Source organism: Massilia sp. MP_M2 (genome assembly GCF_039123635.1).
In the GTDB taxonomy this organism is placed as follows: domain Bacteria; phylum Pseudomonadota; class Gammaproteobacteria; order Burkholderiales; family Burkholderiaceae_D; genus Telluria.
Map to the genome: position 1 here is coordinate 80,861 of NZ_JBCHJF010000007.1, position 16,138 is coordinate 96,998.

Consider the following 16,138-nt stretch of genomic DNA (forward strand, 5'->3'; position numbering starts at 1 on the left):
CAAGAACAAGCGCAAGAATAAAGGCCCGCGTCAGGACGACGCGGGCGCTGGCCCTTCGATCAGGCCAGCTTGACCGCGTGCTCGCGGGTTGCGTGGAAGGTCAGCTTCGGCCAGCGTTCCTGCGTCAGGCGCAGGTTGACGCCCGAGGTGGCCAGATACGCCATATTGCCGGCCGCATCGTAGGCCACGTTGTGACCGAGCGAATTTTCAAAGTCGGCCAGCGCATTCTTGTCGTCGCTCGAGACCCAGCGCGCACTGCTGATGCTGGCGCTGTCGAACACGGCGTCGACACCATACTCGTTGAGCAGGCGGCTGGCGACCACCTCGAACTGCAGCACGCCGACCGCCCCCAGGATCAGTTCACTGCCCAGCACCGGCTTGAAGACCTGCACCGCGCCCTCTTCGCCCAGCTGCTGCAGGCCCTTGTGCAATTGCTTCATCTTGAGCGGATTGCGGATGCGTACCGAGCGGAACAGCTCTGGCGCGAAATACGGAATGCCGGTGAAACTGAGTATTTCGCCTTCGGTGAAGCTGTCGCCGATCTGCATATTGCCGTGGTTCGGCAAGCCGATGATGTCGCCGGCGAAGGCTTCTTCGACCTGCTCGCGGCTCGACGCCATGAACGTCACGACGGACGACAGCTTGACGTCGCGCCCCAGGCGCAGGTGCTTGACCTTCATGCCTTTTTCAAAGCGGCCCGAGCACACGCGCAGGAAGGCGATGCGGTCGCGGTGGGCCGGGTCCATATTGGCCTGGATCTTGAAGACGAAACCGGAGAACGGCACTTCGCTTGGCTTGACCGAGCGCACCGTGGCGTCGCGCTCGCGCGGTGAAGGCGCCCAGTCGACCAGCGCCGACAGGATTTCACGCACGCCGAAGTTGTTGATCGCCGAGCCGAAGAACACCGGGGTCTGCACGCCCGACAGGAAGCGTTCGAGATCGAACACGTGCGAGGCGCCGTGCACCAGTTCGACTTCCATCTTGAGCTGCTCGATCTCGAGCGGGAACATCTCGGCCAGACGCGGATTGTCGATGCCCTTGACGATCTCGAAGGCGCCATCGGCTTTTTCTTCACCGGCCTTGAACAGCATGATCTCGTCGTTGAGCAGGTGGTACACACCGCGGAAGTTCTTGCCCATGCCGATCGGCCAGGTCACCGGCGCGCATTCGATCTTGAGCACCGATTCGACTTCGTCGAGCAGTTCGAGCGGATCGCGCGTTTCGCGGTCCATTTTGTTCATGAACGTGACGATCGGCGTGGCGCGCATGCGGCACACCTCGAGCAGCTTGATCGTCTGCGTTTCGACGCCCTTGGCCGCATCGATCACCATCAGGGCCGAGTCGACCGCCGTCAGCACGCGGTAGGTGTCTTCCGAGAAGTCCTGGTGGCCCGGGGTGTCGAGCAGGTTGATGACGTGGTCGCGGAAATCGAACTGCATCACCGACGAGGCGACCGAAATGCCGCGCTGCTTCTCGATGTCCATCCAGTCGGACGTCGCATGGCGCCCGCTCTTGCGGCCCTTGACGGTACCGGCCAGCTGAATCGCGCCCGAGAACAGCAGCAGCTTTTCGGTCAGCGTGGTTTTACCGGCATCCGGGTGGGAGATGATGCCGAAGGTGCGGCGGCGCGCGACTTCGCGCGCGATCACGCCGGCCTGTGCGGCCGTACTGGTGATGGCGCTCGTGCTGCCGGTGCTGCTGTCGTCGCCGGCGTCAGGGGTGTCCTGCGCGGCGGAGGTGTCGATATCGTTGGCCATAGTCGAGCCCTTGAAACGGCCCTTGTCGAAAACCCTCGATTTTACCGTTTTCGCAAGGCGCCGTGTGAACTCTCTTCGCTCCCGATGTTACTGCTCAGTCACGCACGCGGCGCCAGCCGGCGCGGTGTGCCTCGATCGTTTCCGATGGCGGGAACTTGCCGGTGACCATGGTGCCGTCGGCGGTGGTCGTGATCGTCTTGAGCGCACCTGACGGCAGGCGGATCACGATGAAGCCCACTGCGGCAGAACTGGCCAGCGGATAACCGGCCAGCCCGTCCCGCGAGGCCGCGCGGCCGGTGCAGACATTGAGCTGGTAGATATTGCTGGTGCCGCCCACCTTGCAGTCGGTCGACGAGCTTGGCAAGTTGGTGACCACGTTGATGGTGCCGGCCACCACTTGCGGGTCGAGGTTGACGCGCTCGCCGTCATTCAGGTTGAAGTCGGTATACCAGCCCTTCTTGCTGGCCAGGTTCACGTCGTCGCCGGCAATCGTGTAGGGCGCATTGCCCGTGTCGTCGCCGGCCACGCGCTCCAGCGTACGCTTGACCATGGAGGACTGGCGCCAGGCGGCCGTGCTGATGCCCTCGCCGTCATCCTTGAGCAGGTACGCGCTCTGCACGTCGGTGGTGGTCACGTCGACCAGATCGAGCAGGCGGCCGGTCCCGAACAGCACCACGCGCTGAGCCGACGAGACGGTCTTGTTGTCAACGGTGGTATCGACCCGGCACAGCGTGACTTCAGGGCGGGTCGTGACCGGCTGGCTCACGCCGGCGTCGCCCATCAGCACGCGCGCCGGTGCGCCGGTACCGGTAAAGTCGAAGCGCCACATCTTGCCGGTATTGTCGCCGCCATACACATACGTCACGCGCGGATCGTTGTTCGGGTCATTCGTGATTGCCGAGATCTTGGCCAGGCCGGACGGCGTGGCGACGCTGCCCTCGCCGGTCGTCGCCGAGCGCGATTCGATGACCTTGCCGGTGGCAACGTCGACCACCAGCAGATAGCCCTTGCCATCGCCGGCATCCACGCCATCGGTACCCGGGATATTGTTGTAGCCCGAGGTCAGGAACACGACCCATTTCTCCACGCCCGCGCTATCGACGATGGTGCCGAATTGCGGGTTGCCGAACGTGAGGCCCAGGCGCGTGTCGACGTTGCCGGCGCAGGCGCTGGCGTCGGCGCACAGTTCCCACAGCGCTTTCGGCGCGGTCGGGTCGGTGACATCGAGCGCGTAGTAACCGCGCCCGCCGGCGTTGAGCCCCGCCACCAGCACCGACTTCCATTCAGTGCCGACCTGCACGTCCGCAATCTCGGGCGAGCCGTCGACCGAGAAGATGTGGTTGGTGCCGTAGGTGGTACTGGCCAGCTGGTGTAGTTTCTTCATCGTGATGCGCGGAACATACGCCCACAACTCGTCGCCGGTGCCGGCATCGAACGCGTGCAGCATGCCGTCGTTGGCGGCGGCGAACACGGTTGCCTTGCGGCTCGCATTGGTGGCCTTGAAGGCGCTGTAGCCGGCACGGTCGAAATTGCGGCGCGGCTCGCGCAGATAAGCCGGCTTGGACGAGGCGATATCGCCCAGCACGATCGGAATCGTCGTCTTGTCGGTGCCCACTTCCTGGCGCGAGAAGGCGCGCAGGACGTTGTCGTTGGCGTACTGCTGGCGACCGCGCAGCCAGTTGACGATATTGCGACCATCGTTGACCAGCGCGCGGTTGGCCACCGACATATTGGCGCACTGCGTCAGCACATTGCACTTGTTGTCGAACCAGGCGCGCGTGCCCGTGTCCATCGTGTCGTAGCTGAACGCGGCCAGCGCGCCATCCTTGAGCATGTAGATCGAGCGGCTGTCCAGGCCATCTTCGTCCACCTCGACCTTCTTGCCGAGCAGGCTCGAGGTATTCCAGTCCTCGGTCGGCTCCACGTCGCCGGTGATGGTATTGACCTTGCGCTTGGACAGGCGCCCGTACCAGCGCACGGTGGTGAACGTCGCCGAGAAGATGTCGTTGTCGCTTTGCGAGATGTTCGGGGTCGAGGTGGCCGCCGCCGCTGCTGCGCCGGTCTTGACTTCGATGTTCGACAGGGCCGTGCGCAGCCCTTCCACCACCTGCATCGGATCGGACGCCGAGAAGTACTTGCCATGGCCATTGATCGCTGCATGCCACAGATCGTCCACGCGCGATTGCAGGGCGGCCGAGCCGCTGTCTTCATCGACGTCCGGATCGGGCCAGACATAGCGGCCCTCGTTGTTCCAGGGGCACTTAAGCGCGCCACTGACCAGCTTGTAAAAGTCGCCGTTCGGATCCGGCTTGGTGTCGTAGTCCTTCTCGTAGTTCATGATGCCGTCCACGCCCAGGCCGAGGGCATAGGTACGCATGTGCAGGCGGTTGTTCTCGCCGGTGGCGGCCGGCACCGCGCCGGGTTTGCTGTAGTCCTCAAGCAACGGACGCAACGACACGGTCTTGTCGGCCGAGCCGCCGTTGTACCAGTACAGCGCGATGTCGGCCAGCGATGGCTTGCCCTGGTCGCGCGGATCAACGCAACCGCTGGATTGCAGGCAGAAGCGGGCCGGATTGTCGACCTCGTCGTTGCTGGCCACCCCGACCGGCGCCTTGCCATTCCAGTAACCGTCGGTGGTGATGAAGGTGAAGTTCTGCTGGCACGGGTACTTCACGACTTCTTCGCCGGCCGCGTAGTTATAGGGACTCTGATTCGCGTACATCTTGCCGATCGCGTGCAGGGCCTGGCGCACCGGGGTCGAGCCCTCCGTGGCCATCGCGTACAGCGCGTCGTACCAGCTGTTGCGTTCAGCGCCGGCAAACGGCTTGGGCTTGTTCATGGCGCCTTCGACCGCGGCGACCGACAACGCGACCAGCCCGACGTTGTACTTGTCGGTGACGGGCGAGAACGCATGGCCGACGGCCGTCTTCATCATCTGGTTGCGGGTACGGTAGTAGCCATACCAGTTGGCGAAGTTGGTCATCTCCTGCGCATACGAGCAGGAGCCGCTGGTGCAGTCGGTGCGGCCGATGGCGCGCGGGTAGATGGTGCGGCCCGGGACGATGTCGGTGCGCACGAACACCGAGCCACCCAGGCCGGTGGTCGACGTTGGCACGATGTCCGAGACCGCGTTGACAGCGCTCATCGTCAGCCAGGTGCGGTTGTTGTACCGGTTGTTGCTCGGGATGGTGAAGTCGATCCCCTGCCCTTCGGCCTGGCCTGAGCTGTCCACCAGGCACAGCGTCGTGTTGGGTTCATTCGCGCACACTGGCGGCGAATTCGGGGTGTTGCCGACGTAGGCGGTCACGTTGCCCCGGGTGCCGATTCGCGCTTGCAGCGCAGCCACGATCGCGCTCGCGCCCGTGCTGCTGTTGAACGTGATGTCGCCGCCCAGCATGCCGCTGCCGGCAAAGTTCAGGCGACTCATCACTTGTTTTTCGCTGTTTCTGGTGCTGTTGTTGGTGGTGCCGCCCACGCGCAGCAAGGCGGTCGCGCCCGTGCCGCTGGCGACCATCAGGCCGGTGCCGGCGCGGCTGTTGTCGGACACCAGGCTGCACACGCTGAGCGACTTGGTGGTCGAACCAGCCGGGCACGAGATTGGCACGACACCCACCACATTGTCGGCGCCGAGAGCCACGCCCAGGCTGCTGCAGCTGGGCACCGCCCCGTTCTTCGGCGTGCGCACGCAGGCGAAGTAACTGTCGGCGTCGCCAACCTTCTCATTGATCGCCACGGCCAGCGCCTGGGCCAGGGCGGCCTGCTTGTCGGCCGTGTTGGTGCCGGTGGTGGCAGTCACGGCGCCATTGGTGATGACCTGCGTGCCCAGCGGACCGACGGCGGTCACTGCCGCGATCGTGCGCGTGCTGGCGTTATTCGACGCGCCGATACTGATCATGCCGTACCACGGCGCCACCACGTTCTCGGCGCCAAAACGCGGATACTTGTAGGTGCCGACGAACTTGGCCTGGCAATTGGTCAATGCTTTCGAGTCACACCAGCGCACGCGCGCCGGGAACGTATAGCTGGTTCCCGGCGATGTACCGTTGGCGGTGGCGGCGCGGCACTCGGTCAGGTTGGAATTGGTGCAGTACTCGGCGACATTGTTCGTGTAGTAGTACGGGGTGCTGTAGACGTAGCGCGCACGGTAGCGGCTGTTGGTCGGGTAGGCATAGCCACCCGTATTGCGCATGCAGTTGTTCAGGTTGGCGTCGCACCATTCGATATCGTAGTAGCCATCCACCAGATTGCTGGTGTCAGCCACATTGCCCAGGAAGTCAGCCCGGTTCACGCCGTACACATCGGTTGGCACGCGCTTCCAGTCGCCCGTGCGCCCGGCGTCGAGATCAGGATAGGCTGTGCCGTCGGCCTTGACCGGCGGGAGATACCGCACTGCCGGGTCGTAGTACTGGCGGTTGAAGCCGCCACTGGCAAATGGCGGATCGCCAATCTTGCAGGCGCGCGTGCCGGCCGACATCGTGCTACCGGCGCGGCAGGTGTCGGTGACGTTGATGTAATCGGGCGTGTAATTGAAATTCATCGACCCCGAGTTATCGTATAGCAGCATCAGGTTCGGCTTGACCGTACCGCTTCCGCTGATATTGAGCAGTGGCAGCTGGGCGATGGCAGTCGGTTCCGCCTGCGCCAGCGGCGCGCCCAGTAGTAGCGCCAGCACTGCAAGCTGTGCCACCGGGCCGGTGCGGCCGGCGGCATGCGTGAGGGTCGAGAAGGGGTTCATGCGCAATCCGTTCGGGTTATACGGCGCCGTCAGACACCGATCAGTACTACCATCTGGTTCACCACGGTACCGCCGCGCGCGCCGTGGATGCGGGCGGTAATCACATAGTGCAGCTGCGGGCTGGCGGCGTACACGACGCCATCGGTGCGGATGCTTTCGCCGATGGCGGTCGCATTGCCCAGGCCAGCCGTGTTGGCGGCGGTCTGCACGCAGGCATTCTTGTCGTCGAAGGTGCCGGTACTCTTGCACAGGCGGTGGATCACGTATTCCACCTCGGTGCCGCCCGAATCCGTGACCTTCTTGCTGTTGCTCCAGAACTCTTCTTCACGGGTCGACAGGCCAGGCGCCATGGTGGCGCGGTAACCCTCCGCCGGTTGATGCGCCGTCAGCGAACCCTTGTTCGTCTTGGCTTTCTGGTCGATCCACTCGAAGCCCTTGTGCAGGCCGAAATCGGCGGCGCGGCTGAGCGTGGCGTCATACGCCAGGCTCGATGCGCTCAGCGTCGTGCTGTTGCTCGACTTGAGCAGATAGATGCTCGTTACCAGCATCACCAGCATCATGATCAGCATGACCGGCAGCGCGATGCCGCGCTGGGCTGCCCGGGACAGCCGGTGCGGACGATGCGCCATCATGGCCTCCATCCCGCATTGCGCAGCGGGACAATGGTTTCGAACACGCGGTAGCGATAGCATGTCCAGTCGATCGGATCGTTCTCGACCGCCAGATCGACCTCCACTTCTTCCGCCGTGGCGTCGCTCGGCTGCGCGCTCGCAAACAACGGCGGCGCCGTGGTCGTGGCGCTGCAGGTGCCGTCGGCGGCAGGCCGCTCGGGGTTTTTCCCTCGCGCCACCACCGCGATGCGCAGCGCCACGATGCGGCCGTAGTCGCCAGGACTGCCCGTCACGCCATCGCCGTCGGCATCGATCATGGTGGACGACCAGGCGCTGATGGCGGTGCCTTTTTCTGGTGCGAAGCCGGTGCCCGTTCGCCCGTCGAAACCGTACTGCGCCTTGAGCGAGACGATGTCGCCCGTGACCGCCTGCGCGTTGTCGGCGGCATTGGCCATGTCGGTGGCGCGCAGGCGCAGGTAGCCAGCCTCCACCGACCAGGTATGAAACGCCAGCCGCGCACCGGGTCCGAGATTGAACAGGCGTGTCGTATTGCCCGTGTAATTCGCACCCAGCGCGCCGCGGTTGAAGCGCTGGCTGGTCGCACCGAACGACAGTTCCGGCTTGTCGGGGACTTTCGATATCTGCGCCAGGGCGCAATCGGCCCCAATGTTCTCGGGCGCGACGACGATCACGTCGCCCAGCGTGAAGTAACCCCATGGATCGCGATCGACCTCGACGCTGGTGCCGCCGATATAGTTCTTGATAACGCGCATGGTCGACGTACCGCCGGGGGCGGCGCCCGCGTATAGCGTCAGGCGGTCCGGACCCGTGCCGCCCGGCTCGATCACGGCTGCGGCCAGCGGACGGATCGTGACGCCGCCGCGCTGCGCCGGCGCCAGCTCGTAGCCCTGACTGTCGGCGAACATGGTGTTGCAACCGGTGATCAACGGGTCGTTCAGGCCGAAGCCGGCCTGCTCGGCATCGCTGCTGATCTGGAACATTGCCAGCATGCCGTTCTGCATCGAATCGGAGCCGCCCAGCGCGGCGTCCTTGTTGCGCTCGCTGTCCGTCATGATCCGGGTGGCAAACAGCACCGCCAGGAGGCCGATGACGACGCTGACCATCAGTTCGACGAGCGAAAAGCCACGGGCGCGGGAAATGAACGGGGCGCTCATGGTTTCGATGCCGTCAGGTAGGATTTGATCCGGTGGGTATTGCGCTGGCTGTCGCCCGTGCGCTGCCAGCCGATCGCGATATTCACTTCAGTGCGGCCAACAGTCGCATTCGTGGCCACGCCCACCACGATGCCTGCGCCCGGAATCCGCTCCTGCACGGCCGCATGCCAGGCCGCCAGGCGCGTACCGGGCGTTCCGCCCGCGGCCAGTGCATAGTCGGCCGCATGCGGCATGTCGCTGTACATGATGCCCAGCAACTCGTTGGCAGCAACGGTTGCCTCGGCGCGCAACCCGGCATCCGACAGGGCCGCGATGGAGCGCGCCTGCAGACCCAGCGTGCCGACCAGGGCAATACCCAGGATCATCACGGCGAGCAGCGACTCGAGCAGCGCGACGCCGTGTTCGGCACGGCGGATCATGGCAGCGCGGATCAGTGGCACGCGGTTCATTGGGGCGCGGGTCATTGCGGGCACCTGCGCGAATCGCCGGCGGCGGCGCCCGGCAGACAGGTCACTGCCATCCCGCCCAGGGTCAGCACGACGGCCGACGCCTTGAATTCCCCCACGAGCGCGCCGGCTGGCGCGAGGTCGACACGGAGCACCTGATTCGTCTGGCCGGCATCGATCCAGCCCAGCGGGGTGAAATACACGGCGTCATCGTCTTCCGGATCCAGCGTGACGGTCAGCATCGTGGTGGGCGGCAAGGTGTCGGCGCCGCGCACGAGCGAGCGGTAGTCTGCCGTTGCGCCGGTCGCACCCTTGGCCGCAGTGGTCGGGGTCGACCAGTCGTTGCTGACGTCGGTGCAGGGGTTGCCGCTGTTACGCAGGCACAGATCGATCTGCCAGCCCGGCTGGCGGTTCTCGCCCGAGACGAACACCAGCCGGCTCTGGCTGTTGTGCGTCATGGCCAGGTTGCGTGCCTGCGCGAAGCCGTCGGCATAGAACTGGGCCGCACCGGTGGCGCGGGTAGCGGCCAGCCAGCCCGACATCTGCGGCACGCCCACAGCCAGCAGGATGCCCAGCACGACCAGGCCGACCATCGACTCGATCAGCGTAAAGCCGCCTGTGGCGTGCCGGGGTGGGTTTATTGCGTACATGTCCCATCCTTGCGGTCGACCCAGCAAGTAGCGCTCTTGGTCCAACCAGTCGGTGCGCCGGTGGTGGCGCGGGTACCGGCCTGGTCGATGGTATAGACGAACTCGGCGGCGCCCGCACGGCCCGTTGCCGTCAGCACGTAGGCGCTGGCGCTGGCGCTCGTCAATGCGTAGGTGAAGTTCTTGGTGTCGGCGGGCTTGCCCGCGAAACCCTCGTAGGTGCGTTCGTTGGACCAGAACTGCTCGAGGCGTGGCTGGGTCGACGCCAGGTCGCCGTGGGCTTCGGCCAGGCGCGCGCGCAGGATGTAGCTGTTGTACGAGGGTAAGGCAATTGCGCTCAGGATGCCGATAATGGCCACGACGACCATGAGCTCGACAAGCGTAAAACCGGATTGACGTTGTTGCATGAAATTCTCCTGGGCGCTGCGCGCTGACCGCCGGGCTACAATTGTCGCGCGGCATGTTTCCAGGTGGAATCATAAAGCATGAAGCTGTCATTTCCCTGAGGAAATGCTGACAAACCCCTGACAGCCGCGCACAATGCGGCAATTGCTGGACGTGAGGCAGTCGGTTCAGCGATTCGTGCAGGTTCGCGACTTCAGGGGTAACGACAAAGCCTTTGTCAGCTACACCACAGTGGCCGGGCCAAAGCGCACCGTGACGCGTGTGCCGCCGCCTGCTGCATCGCCAAGCGCGACATCGGCGCCGTGCGCACGTGCAATATCACGCACGATCGCCAGACCGAGTCCGCTGCCCGTGGCGTTGTCATCGAGCCTTACGAAGCGCTCGAATACCGCGCCGCGCTGCGCTGGCGGGATGCCGGGCCCGGAGTCGACGACGGTCAGCACCGTCACGCCGGCATCGACCGTGCACCCGACCGTCACCTGCCCGCCTTCGGGTGTATAGCGCAGCGCATTGTCGACCAGGTTGTCGATCAGATCGCGCAGCTGGAACGCGTCGCCCGTGACGGGGGCCGCTGCCAGTTCAAAGCCCAGGTCGATCCGTTTGTTTGCCGCCTTGTCGACGAAGAACTGGATCGATTCCTGGATCAGCAGTGCCAGGTCGAGCGCACCGGCATGTTCGCCGGGCCGCCCTTCCCGCGCGCGCGCCAGTGCCAGCAATTGGTTGACCTGGCGAATCATGCGCTCGTTGGCCAGGTCCATCATGGCCAGCGAACGCACCGTGTCGGCGTCGTGTGCATGACGCGCATGGAGCCATTCGAGCTGTAGTTGCACGCCGGCCAGCGGCGTACGGAGCTGGTGCGCCATATCGGCCAGAAAGTCGCGCTGCGCGCGCGCGCCGGCTTCGACTTTATCGAGCAGGTCGTTAAAGCCGCTGACCACCGGTGCGATTTCATACGGTACCCCGTCGGTAGGAATCGGCGCGAGGTCGCCCGGCCCGCGCCTGGCCAGTTCTGCGCGGATGCGCGCCAGCGGCCGCAAGCCATTGCCCACTGACAGCCAGACGACGCCAACCAGCGTGATCGTGCCGAGCGAGACCAGCACCACGAGCGAGCGCACGATGGCGGCGCGCACGTCGAGCCGCTGGCGCAGCGTGCGCGCGACCCCGACGTGGCGCATTCCCGTCGGGGTCGCCACGGCGAGTGCGACGACGCGCACCGGCTCGCCGTCGATGCCGGCATCGTACGCCGGCGCGCCAGGGCGCAATGACGCAAACCCCGTGTTCCCTTCGAGATGCCGGCCTCGCGCGTCGCGCACCACGAACCAGGCGCGTTCGCCCGTCGCGGCAGGGTCCATGGGCGGCAGGCTCGCCGCTCCGCCGGTGGCAACGCGGCTGGCCAGGGCGGTGGCCGTGTCCATGAGGCCGGCGTCGAAGGCAACCTGGGCGGGTGTCCATGCCAGGCCTGCGACCAGCGCGGCGAGCACGAGATTGACGAGCAGGATCGGCCCGAGCAGCCATTTCAGCAGGCGCAGGCGGATGCTGTTCATCGGGAAGAATGCATCAGGCGAGGGCTTCGAGCAGATAGCCAAAGCCGCGGATGGTCCTGATCGCAACGTCGGCGCCGTCGAGCTTGAGGCGCAGGCGCGACACATAGACTTCCACCGCATTGGGCGTGACGTCGTCGCCCCAGGGCAGGATGGCGTCGATGATCTGCTGCTTGGAGACGACGCGCCCCGCATGCTGCAGCAGGTATTCGAGGACGCCCCACTCGCGCACGGACAAGTCGATGACGCCCTCGCCGATGCGCGCGCGGCGGGTGGCACTGTCCAGACTCAGGCGACCAAGAGTCAGGACCGACGAGAGCGGCGCATGGCGGCGCGCCAGCGCGCGGATGCGGGCAACCAGTTCAGCCGTGGCAAAGGGTTTGACCAGATAGTCGTCGGCGCCGGTTTCCAGCCCGCGCACACGGTCTTCGACGGCGTCGCGGGCAGTCAGCAGAAGAACGGGGGTGGCGCCGCCACGCGCACGCAGGCGGCGCACGACCTCGAAGCCATCGATGCCGGGCAGGCCGATGTCGAGAACGACCACATCGAACACAGGGGAAGGGGCAGAGCCGGAAGCGGAAGCGATACGTTGCAGGGCAGCGTCGGCAGCGAGGCCATCGCGCACCAACTGAACCGTCATGTCTTGTGCATGAAGTGCACGTAACAAGCCGTCGGCAAGCACGGCATCGTCTTCGACAAGCAAAATATGCAGCCCGATCTGCAGCCCCATTTGTAGGAATATCCTGTTTTGTGGACGGTGAACATCACCGCCGGCACCCTGAATTATGCGTTATTTTTTGTTTCCAAAACAAAATACAACGCTTTTTAGGGGCAAAACAGGCATTTCCCCCAGTAGGACTGGACTGACACGTGATGATGCTTGCAACCTACACCGGGGCGACTACATGTCTTATGTGCGGCAACAGACGGTGGACGTAAAGTACACACATCGCGACGAGGTAAGCACCATACGCCTCCTGAGTCGCTCCTGACGCACGATAGACCTAAGAGGACATAATATGAACAACACTCAACTTGCTGGTATCACACAAAAAGCAAAAAGCCAGAATTCTGCCACGAGTGAGGCATCGAAGTCCCAGTCTAAACCGATCGTCAGCTACAGCGGCACCCAACAGAACGAACTGCTGGCAGCGTTGCCACGCCAGGATCTGGAAGAAATGTTCGACCATCTCGAACTGGTGGCAATGCCATTCGGCAAAGAGCTGTTCGAGTATGGCAGCAAACTGGAATACGTGTATTTCCCGACAACCGCAATCGTGTCGCTGCTGTACGTAATGGAAGACGGCGCCACGACCGAGATCGCTGTCGTTGGCCACGAAGGCGCAGTCGGCGTGTCGCTGTTCATGGGCGAGCGCGCCACCTGCTCGGCTGTCGTGCAAAGTGCCGGCTACGGATACCGCCTGCGCACCCAGTTCCTGCGTGACGCCTTCAACCGCGGTGGCGCCCTGCCACAGCTGCTGATGCGCTACACCAACGCGCTGTTCGCCCAGATGGCGCAGAACGCTGTCGGCGGTCGTCACAGCTCCATCGAACAAAAACTGTGCCGCTGGTTGCTCGACCGTCTGGATCGTTCAGCAAGCAACGAACTGAAAGTGACCCAGGAACTGATCTCGATCATGCTGGGTGTGCGCCGCGAAAGCATCACTGCTGCTGCCGGCAAGCTGCAGGACGAAGGCCTGATCCAGTACCGTCGCGGCAACATCACCGTGCTGGACCGTGCTGGCCTGGAAGACTACGCTGGCGAATGCTACAAAGTCGCCAAGTTCGAGTACGATCGCCTGCTGGCAGATGTCGCACGCTAAGTTGTCAACCAAGTAGTCAATCAGGATTCGCCGCTGTGTGCCGTAGCGGATCCTGATGTTGCGGCCCTGTCGTCTGCGTCAGGGTCGGCGGTGTCGAAGAATTTGCCGCCACATCATTGCCTCCCGGCGCCACCGCCGGAATCAGGGCTCGAACACACGTCCCCACCCCATTGACACCCCGCTCCACTACCAGGGTTCCGCCCAGTAGCAAGGCGCGCTCGCGCATGCCAAGCAGGCCGTGCGATTTCGTCCTGGTCAGCATACCGTCGGGAATGCCAATACCATCATCGGTGATTTCCAGTCCCCAGCCGTCCGGTTCTCGGGTCAGGTTGACGATGACATTGCGCGCCCTGGCGTATTTGGCGATATTGTTTAGCGCTTCCTGCGTGATGCGGAACAATGCGATCGCCTGTGTAGGACCAGCCCCATCCACATCAGAATCGATCAATGCATCGCAGTCGAGCGATGTAACGCGCGCATAGTCGTCGCAGTAACTTTGCAGCGCCGCCGACAGGCCCATGTTGTCCAGCAGGCTCGGGCGCAAGTTTTCGACGATGCGGCGCTTGAGCTGCACGGTGTCGACCAGCGTGCGGCGCGCTCGCCCAAGCTTGTCCACCAATTCCGGTTCGTTCGCGCGCAAACGGTCGATGACCGTGGCCAGGTCGATGCCGATGGCTGTCAGGTTGGCACCCATCTCGTCGTGCAGTTCGCGCGCCAACCGCGATTTTTCTTCTTCCGACACGCGAATCAGGTGGCGCGACAGGACCGACAATTGCGCCGTGCGTTCCGCGACGATGTGCTCGAGACCGTCGTTCGTTTGCTGCAACGCGTACTCGGCATCGAGGCGCGCCGCAAATGCCCGTTCAACGAGTTTATAAAACAGCAGCAAGATCGTGATTGCTGCTGCATTGATGCCGACACCAAACAGCGCTGCATGCCGGTATTGTTGATAAAACCCGGCAGTGCGCGACTCGAGCAGCTCGTTCTGCTCGCGCGTCATGATCACCACTTGCAGGCGGATTTCGTCCATTTGCGCCCGGTCGTCCGGTGACGCAGCGATCGCGACGATATCGTCCAGGCCACCCTGCCGGAAAACGTCGAGCGACTGGTGCAGCAAGGAAAGTTTGCGCTGGGTCAGCACGCGCAGCTGCGCCAGATTGCGGGTCTGTGAAGGATTGTCGGCAAGCAGCACGCCAAGCTGACGGAGCTGGGCATCGATCTGCTGCGGCGCGCCGCGCAGCGGGCTCAGATAGACGTCATCGTTCGACAGAAAATAGCCACGCAAACTCGTTTCGGCATCGGTAACAAGCAGGTTCAGGTATTGCAGCTCGTCGGAAACCTGGGCGGTCTGCGCCTGCAGGAGATTGGCGGCGCGCAAATCATCCAGATTGCGCAGCAAGAATACGCCATTGACGACAAGCAGCACCACGCACACGAGGCACAGCAAGGACTTATGAAGGGGAAGACGACGGGCCGGGCGCTCGGCCAGGGCGGTTGAAAAATACATCCAGACATCCTTTCACGCTGACAACGCGGGCTCGCATTTTACCTGTAAGGACGTGTTGTTGCGCCGCAAATGGCCCGGCGTAACTATTTGTTGCATTTGATGCTGGTCGAAACTGCTGAATCCGTCTAGCAGTCGCCCCAATGACAAAACGCGCCGAGGCGCGTTGTGGGAAAAATCCGATACAAAAACGGCTGAACTCTTAGTCGAGCAGATTGTTCTTCATTGCGTAATAGGTCAAGTCGGAGTTGGACTGCAGGCCCATTTTCTCCATGATCCGGGTGCGGTAAGTCGACACGGTCTTGATCGACAGCGACAGCGCATTGCCTATATCGGACACCGTTGCGCCCTTCGCCAGGCGCAGGAAAACCTGGAACTCACGATCGGACAGCTCGGTGTGCAGCGCCGTGTTCGGATCGCGATCGAAACTCTGCGCCAGCAATTCGCCAACCGTCGACGACACATAGCGGCGGCCCTGAAACACGGTGCGCACGGCCGTCTTGAGTTCGTCCGCTTCGCATTCCTTGTTCAGGTAACCGTTCGCGCCCATCTTGAACAGGTTCAGCGCATATTGCTGCGCCGGATACCCTGACAGGATCAGCACTGGCAAATTGGGCTGGCCCTGACGGATCGTCCGCAGGATATCGATGCCGCTCTGGTCGGGCATGGCGATATCGAGCAACAGCACGTCGCAAATCTCGCGGCGCGCGATGTCGAGGGCCTCACGGCCCGTCGCGCCTTCGGCCACGACTTCAAAGTCGCCCGACGACGAAAAAATCTGCTTGAAACCTGCTCGTACTATCTGGTGATCGTCACAAATGGCAACGCGTATCATTGTCTTCCCTTAAATTTTCCTTGCGCAGGAAAGTGCCGGATCTGCTCCGCCCGGTTGATGCGTGTCGTTCAGCATCGCGCGAGTGACATTTTAACACCCCGGCGCCTGCCTTCAACAGCGTTACGAATACCTGAGTGATGAAAGGTGGGGGCTTGACCCGGCCACGACCCGCTGCCTGCCGGCCGCGCGCGAACCGGCGCAATCTGGTACGGCACACCTGTCGATGGTGTGAGGTAGTGGCCAGCGCTAAGGCGCTGGCGGAGATCCGTTCTTGAGCAGATCGAGGATGTCGAGCAAGTCAGCGCGCAATTTTTCGGCGTCGATGGCCGGTGGGGCATCGCGCAGGCGCTCTTCGTCGAGCTCGGCCACCACGACGGCGCGATGGTCAAGGCGATTGCGCGCGCCGCTGATCGTGAAACCCTGCTCGTAGAGCAATTCGCGGATGCGCCGGATCAGCAGCACTTCGTGGTGCTGGTAATAACGGCGATTGCCACGACGTTTGACGGGCTTGAGCTGGGTAAATTCTTGCTCCCAGTAGCGCAGCACGTGCGGCTTGACGCCGCACAGCTCACTGACTTCCCCAATCGTGAAATAACGTTTCGCGGGGATGAGTGGCAGCACGGTCAATTCGGTCCTGTTCGGTCGGTCATTCATCGTTT

The 16,138-nt window shown here is 63.5% G+C and carries 13 protein-coding genes; 1 reads left to right on the plus strand and 12 read right to left on the minus strand.

The window, feature by feature from the left end; genetic code table 11:
• Positions 1-59 precede the first annotated feature (59 nt).
• The 9 genes from RCH14_RS15735 to RCH14_RS15775 form a co-directional block, all read right to left on the minus strand.
• Positions 60-1,757, minus strand: a complete 1,698-nt coding sequence (locus tag RCH14_RS15735) for a peptide chain release factor 3 (RefSeq protein WP_343027045.1) — start codon at positions 1,755-1,757, stop codon at positions 60-62.
• A 94-nt stretch (positions 1,758-1,851) separates the two neighbouring features.
• Entirely contained in the window at positions 1,852-6,492 is a 4,641-nt protein-coding gene (locus RCH14_RS15740) for a PilC/PilY family type IV pilus protein (protein WP_343027046.1), read from the minus strand.
• Positions 6,493-6,521: 29 nt separating this feature from the next.
• Positions 6,522-7,124, minus strand: a complete 603-nt coding sequence (locus RCH14_RS15745) for a hypothetical protein (protein WP_343027047.1) — start codon at positions 7,122-7,124, stop codon at positions 6,522-6,524.
• Positions 7,121-8,278 (minus strand): PilW family protein, encoded by a 1,158-nt coding sequence (locus RCH14_RS15750; protein WP_343027048.1) that lies wholly within the window; start codon positions 8,276-8,278, stop codon positions 7,121-7,123. The genes RCH14_RS15745 and RCH14_RS15750 overlap by 4 nt, the downstream gene beginning before the upstream one ends.
• Positions 8,275-8,742 (minus strand): hypothetical protein, encoded by a 468-nt coding sequence (locus tag RCH14_RS15755; protein WP_343027049.1) that lies wholly within the window; start codon positions 8,740-8,742, stop codon positions 8,275-8,277. The genes RCH14_RS15750 and RCH14_RS15755 overlap by 4 nt, the downstream gene beginning before the upstream one ends.
• Entirely contained in the window at positions 8,739-9,374 is a 636-nt protein-coding gene (locus RCH14_RS15760; protein ID WP_343027050.1) for a prepilin-type N-terminal cleavage/methylation domain-containing protein, read from the minus strand. Before RCH14_RS15760 ends, RCH14_RS15755 begins: the two co-directional genes overlap by 4 nt.
• Positions 9,362-9,778: a type IV pilin protein gene (locus RCH14_RS15765; RefSeq protein WP_343027051.1), complete on the minus strand. Its 417-nt coding sequence runs from the start codon at positions 9,776-9,778 to the stop codon at positions 9,362-9,364. Before RCH14_RS15765 ends, RCH14_RS15760 begins: the two co-directional genes overlap by 13 nt.
• Positions 9,779-9,997: 219 nt before the next feature.
• Positions 9,998-11,320 (minus strand): sensor histidine kinase, encoded by a 1,323-nt coding sequence (locus RCH14_RS15770; RefSeq protein WP_343027052.1) that lies wholly within the window; start codon positions 11,318-11,320, stop codon positions 9,998-10,000.
• Positions 11,321-11,333: 13 nt separating this feature from the next.
• Positions 11,334-12,047 carry a response regulator transcription factor gene (locus RCH14_RS15775; protein ID WP_343027053.1) on the minus strand — a complete coding sequence of 238 codons (714 nt, stop codon included), beginning with the start codon at positions 12,045-12,047 and terminating at the stop codon, positions 11,334-11,336.
• Between the two features lie 289 nt (positions 12,048-12,336).
• Here RCH14_RS15775 and RCH14_RS15780 point away from each other — a divergent pair, with 289 nt between their 5' ends.
• Positions 12,337-13,140 (plus strand): Crp/Fnr family transcriptional regulator, encoded by an 804-nt coding sequence (locus RCH14_RS15780; RefSeq protein WP_343027054.1) that lies wholly within the window; start codon positions 12,337-12,339, stop codon positions 13,138-13,140.
• Positions 13,141-13,156: 16 nt separating this feature from the next.
• Here the strand turns inward: RCH14_RS15780 and RCH14_RS15785 are convergent, their stop codons facing one another.
• The 3 genes from RCH14_RS15785 to RCH14_RS15795 form a co-directional block, all read right to left on the minus strand.
• On the minus strand, positions 13,157-14,647 hold the full coding sequence (locus RCH14_RS15785) for a CHASE3 domain-containing protein (protein WP_343027055.1): 1,491 nt from the start codon (positions 14,645-14,647) through the stop codon (positions 13,157-13,159).
• A gap of 199 nt (positions 14,648-14,846) precedes the next feature.
• Positions 14,847-15,479 carry a response regulator transcription factor gene (locus RCH14_RS15790; RefSeq protein WP_091873377.1) on the minus strand — a complete coding sequence of 211 codons (633 nt, stop codon included), beginning with the start codon at positions 15,477-15,479 and terminating at the stop codon, positions 14,847-14,849.
• 246 nt (positions 15,480-15,725) lie between these two features.
• The gene (locus RCH14_RS15795) at positions 15,726-16,133 is read right to left on the minus strand and encodes a MerR family transcriptional regulator (RefSeq protein ID WP_343027056.1); all 408 of its coding nucleotides are present in this window, start codon (positions 16,131-16,133) and stop codon (positions 15,726-15,728) included.
• Between the last annotated feature and the right edge of the window lie 5 nt (positions 16,134-16,138).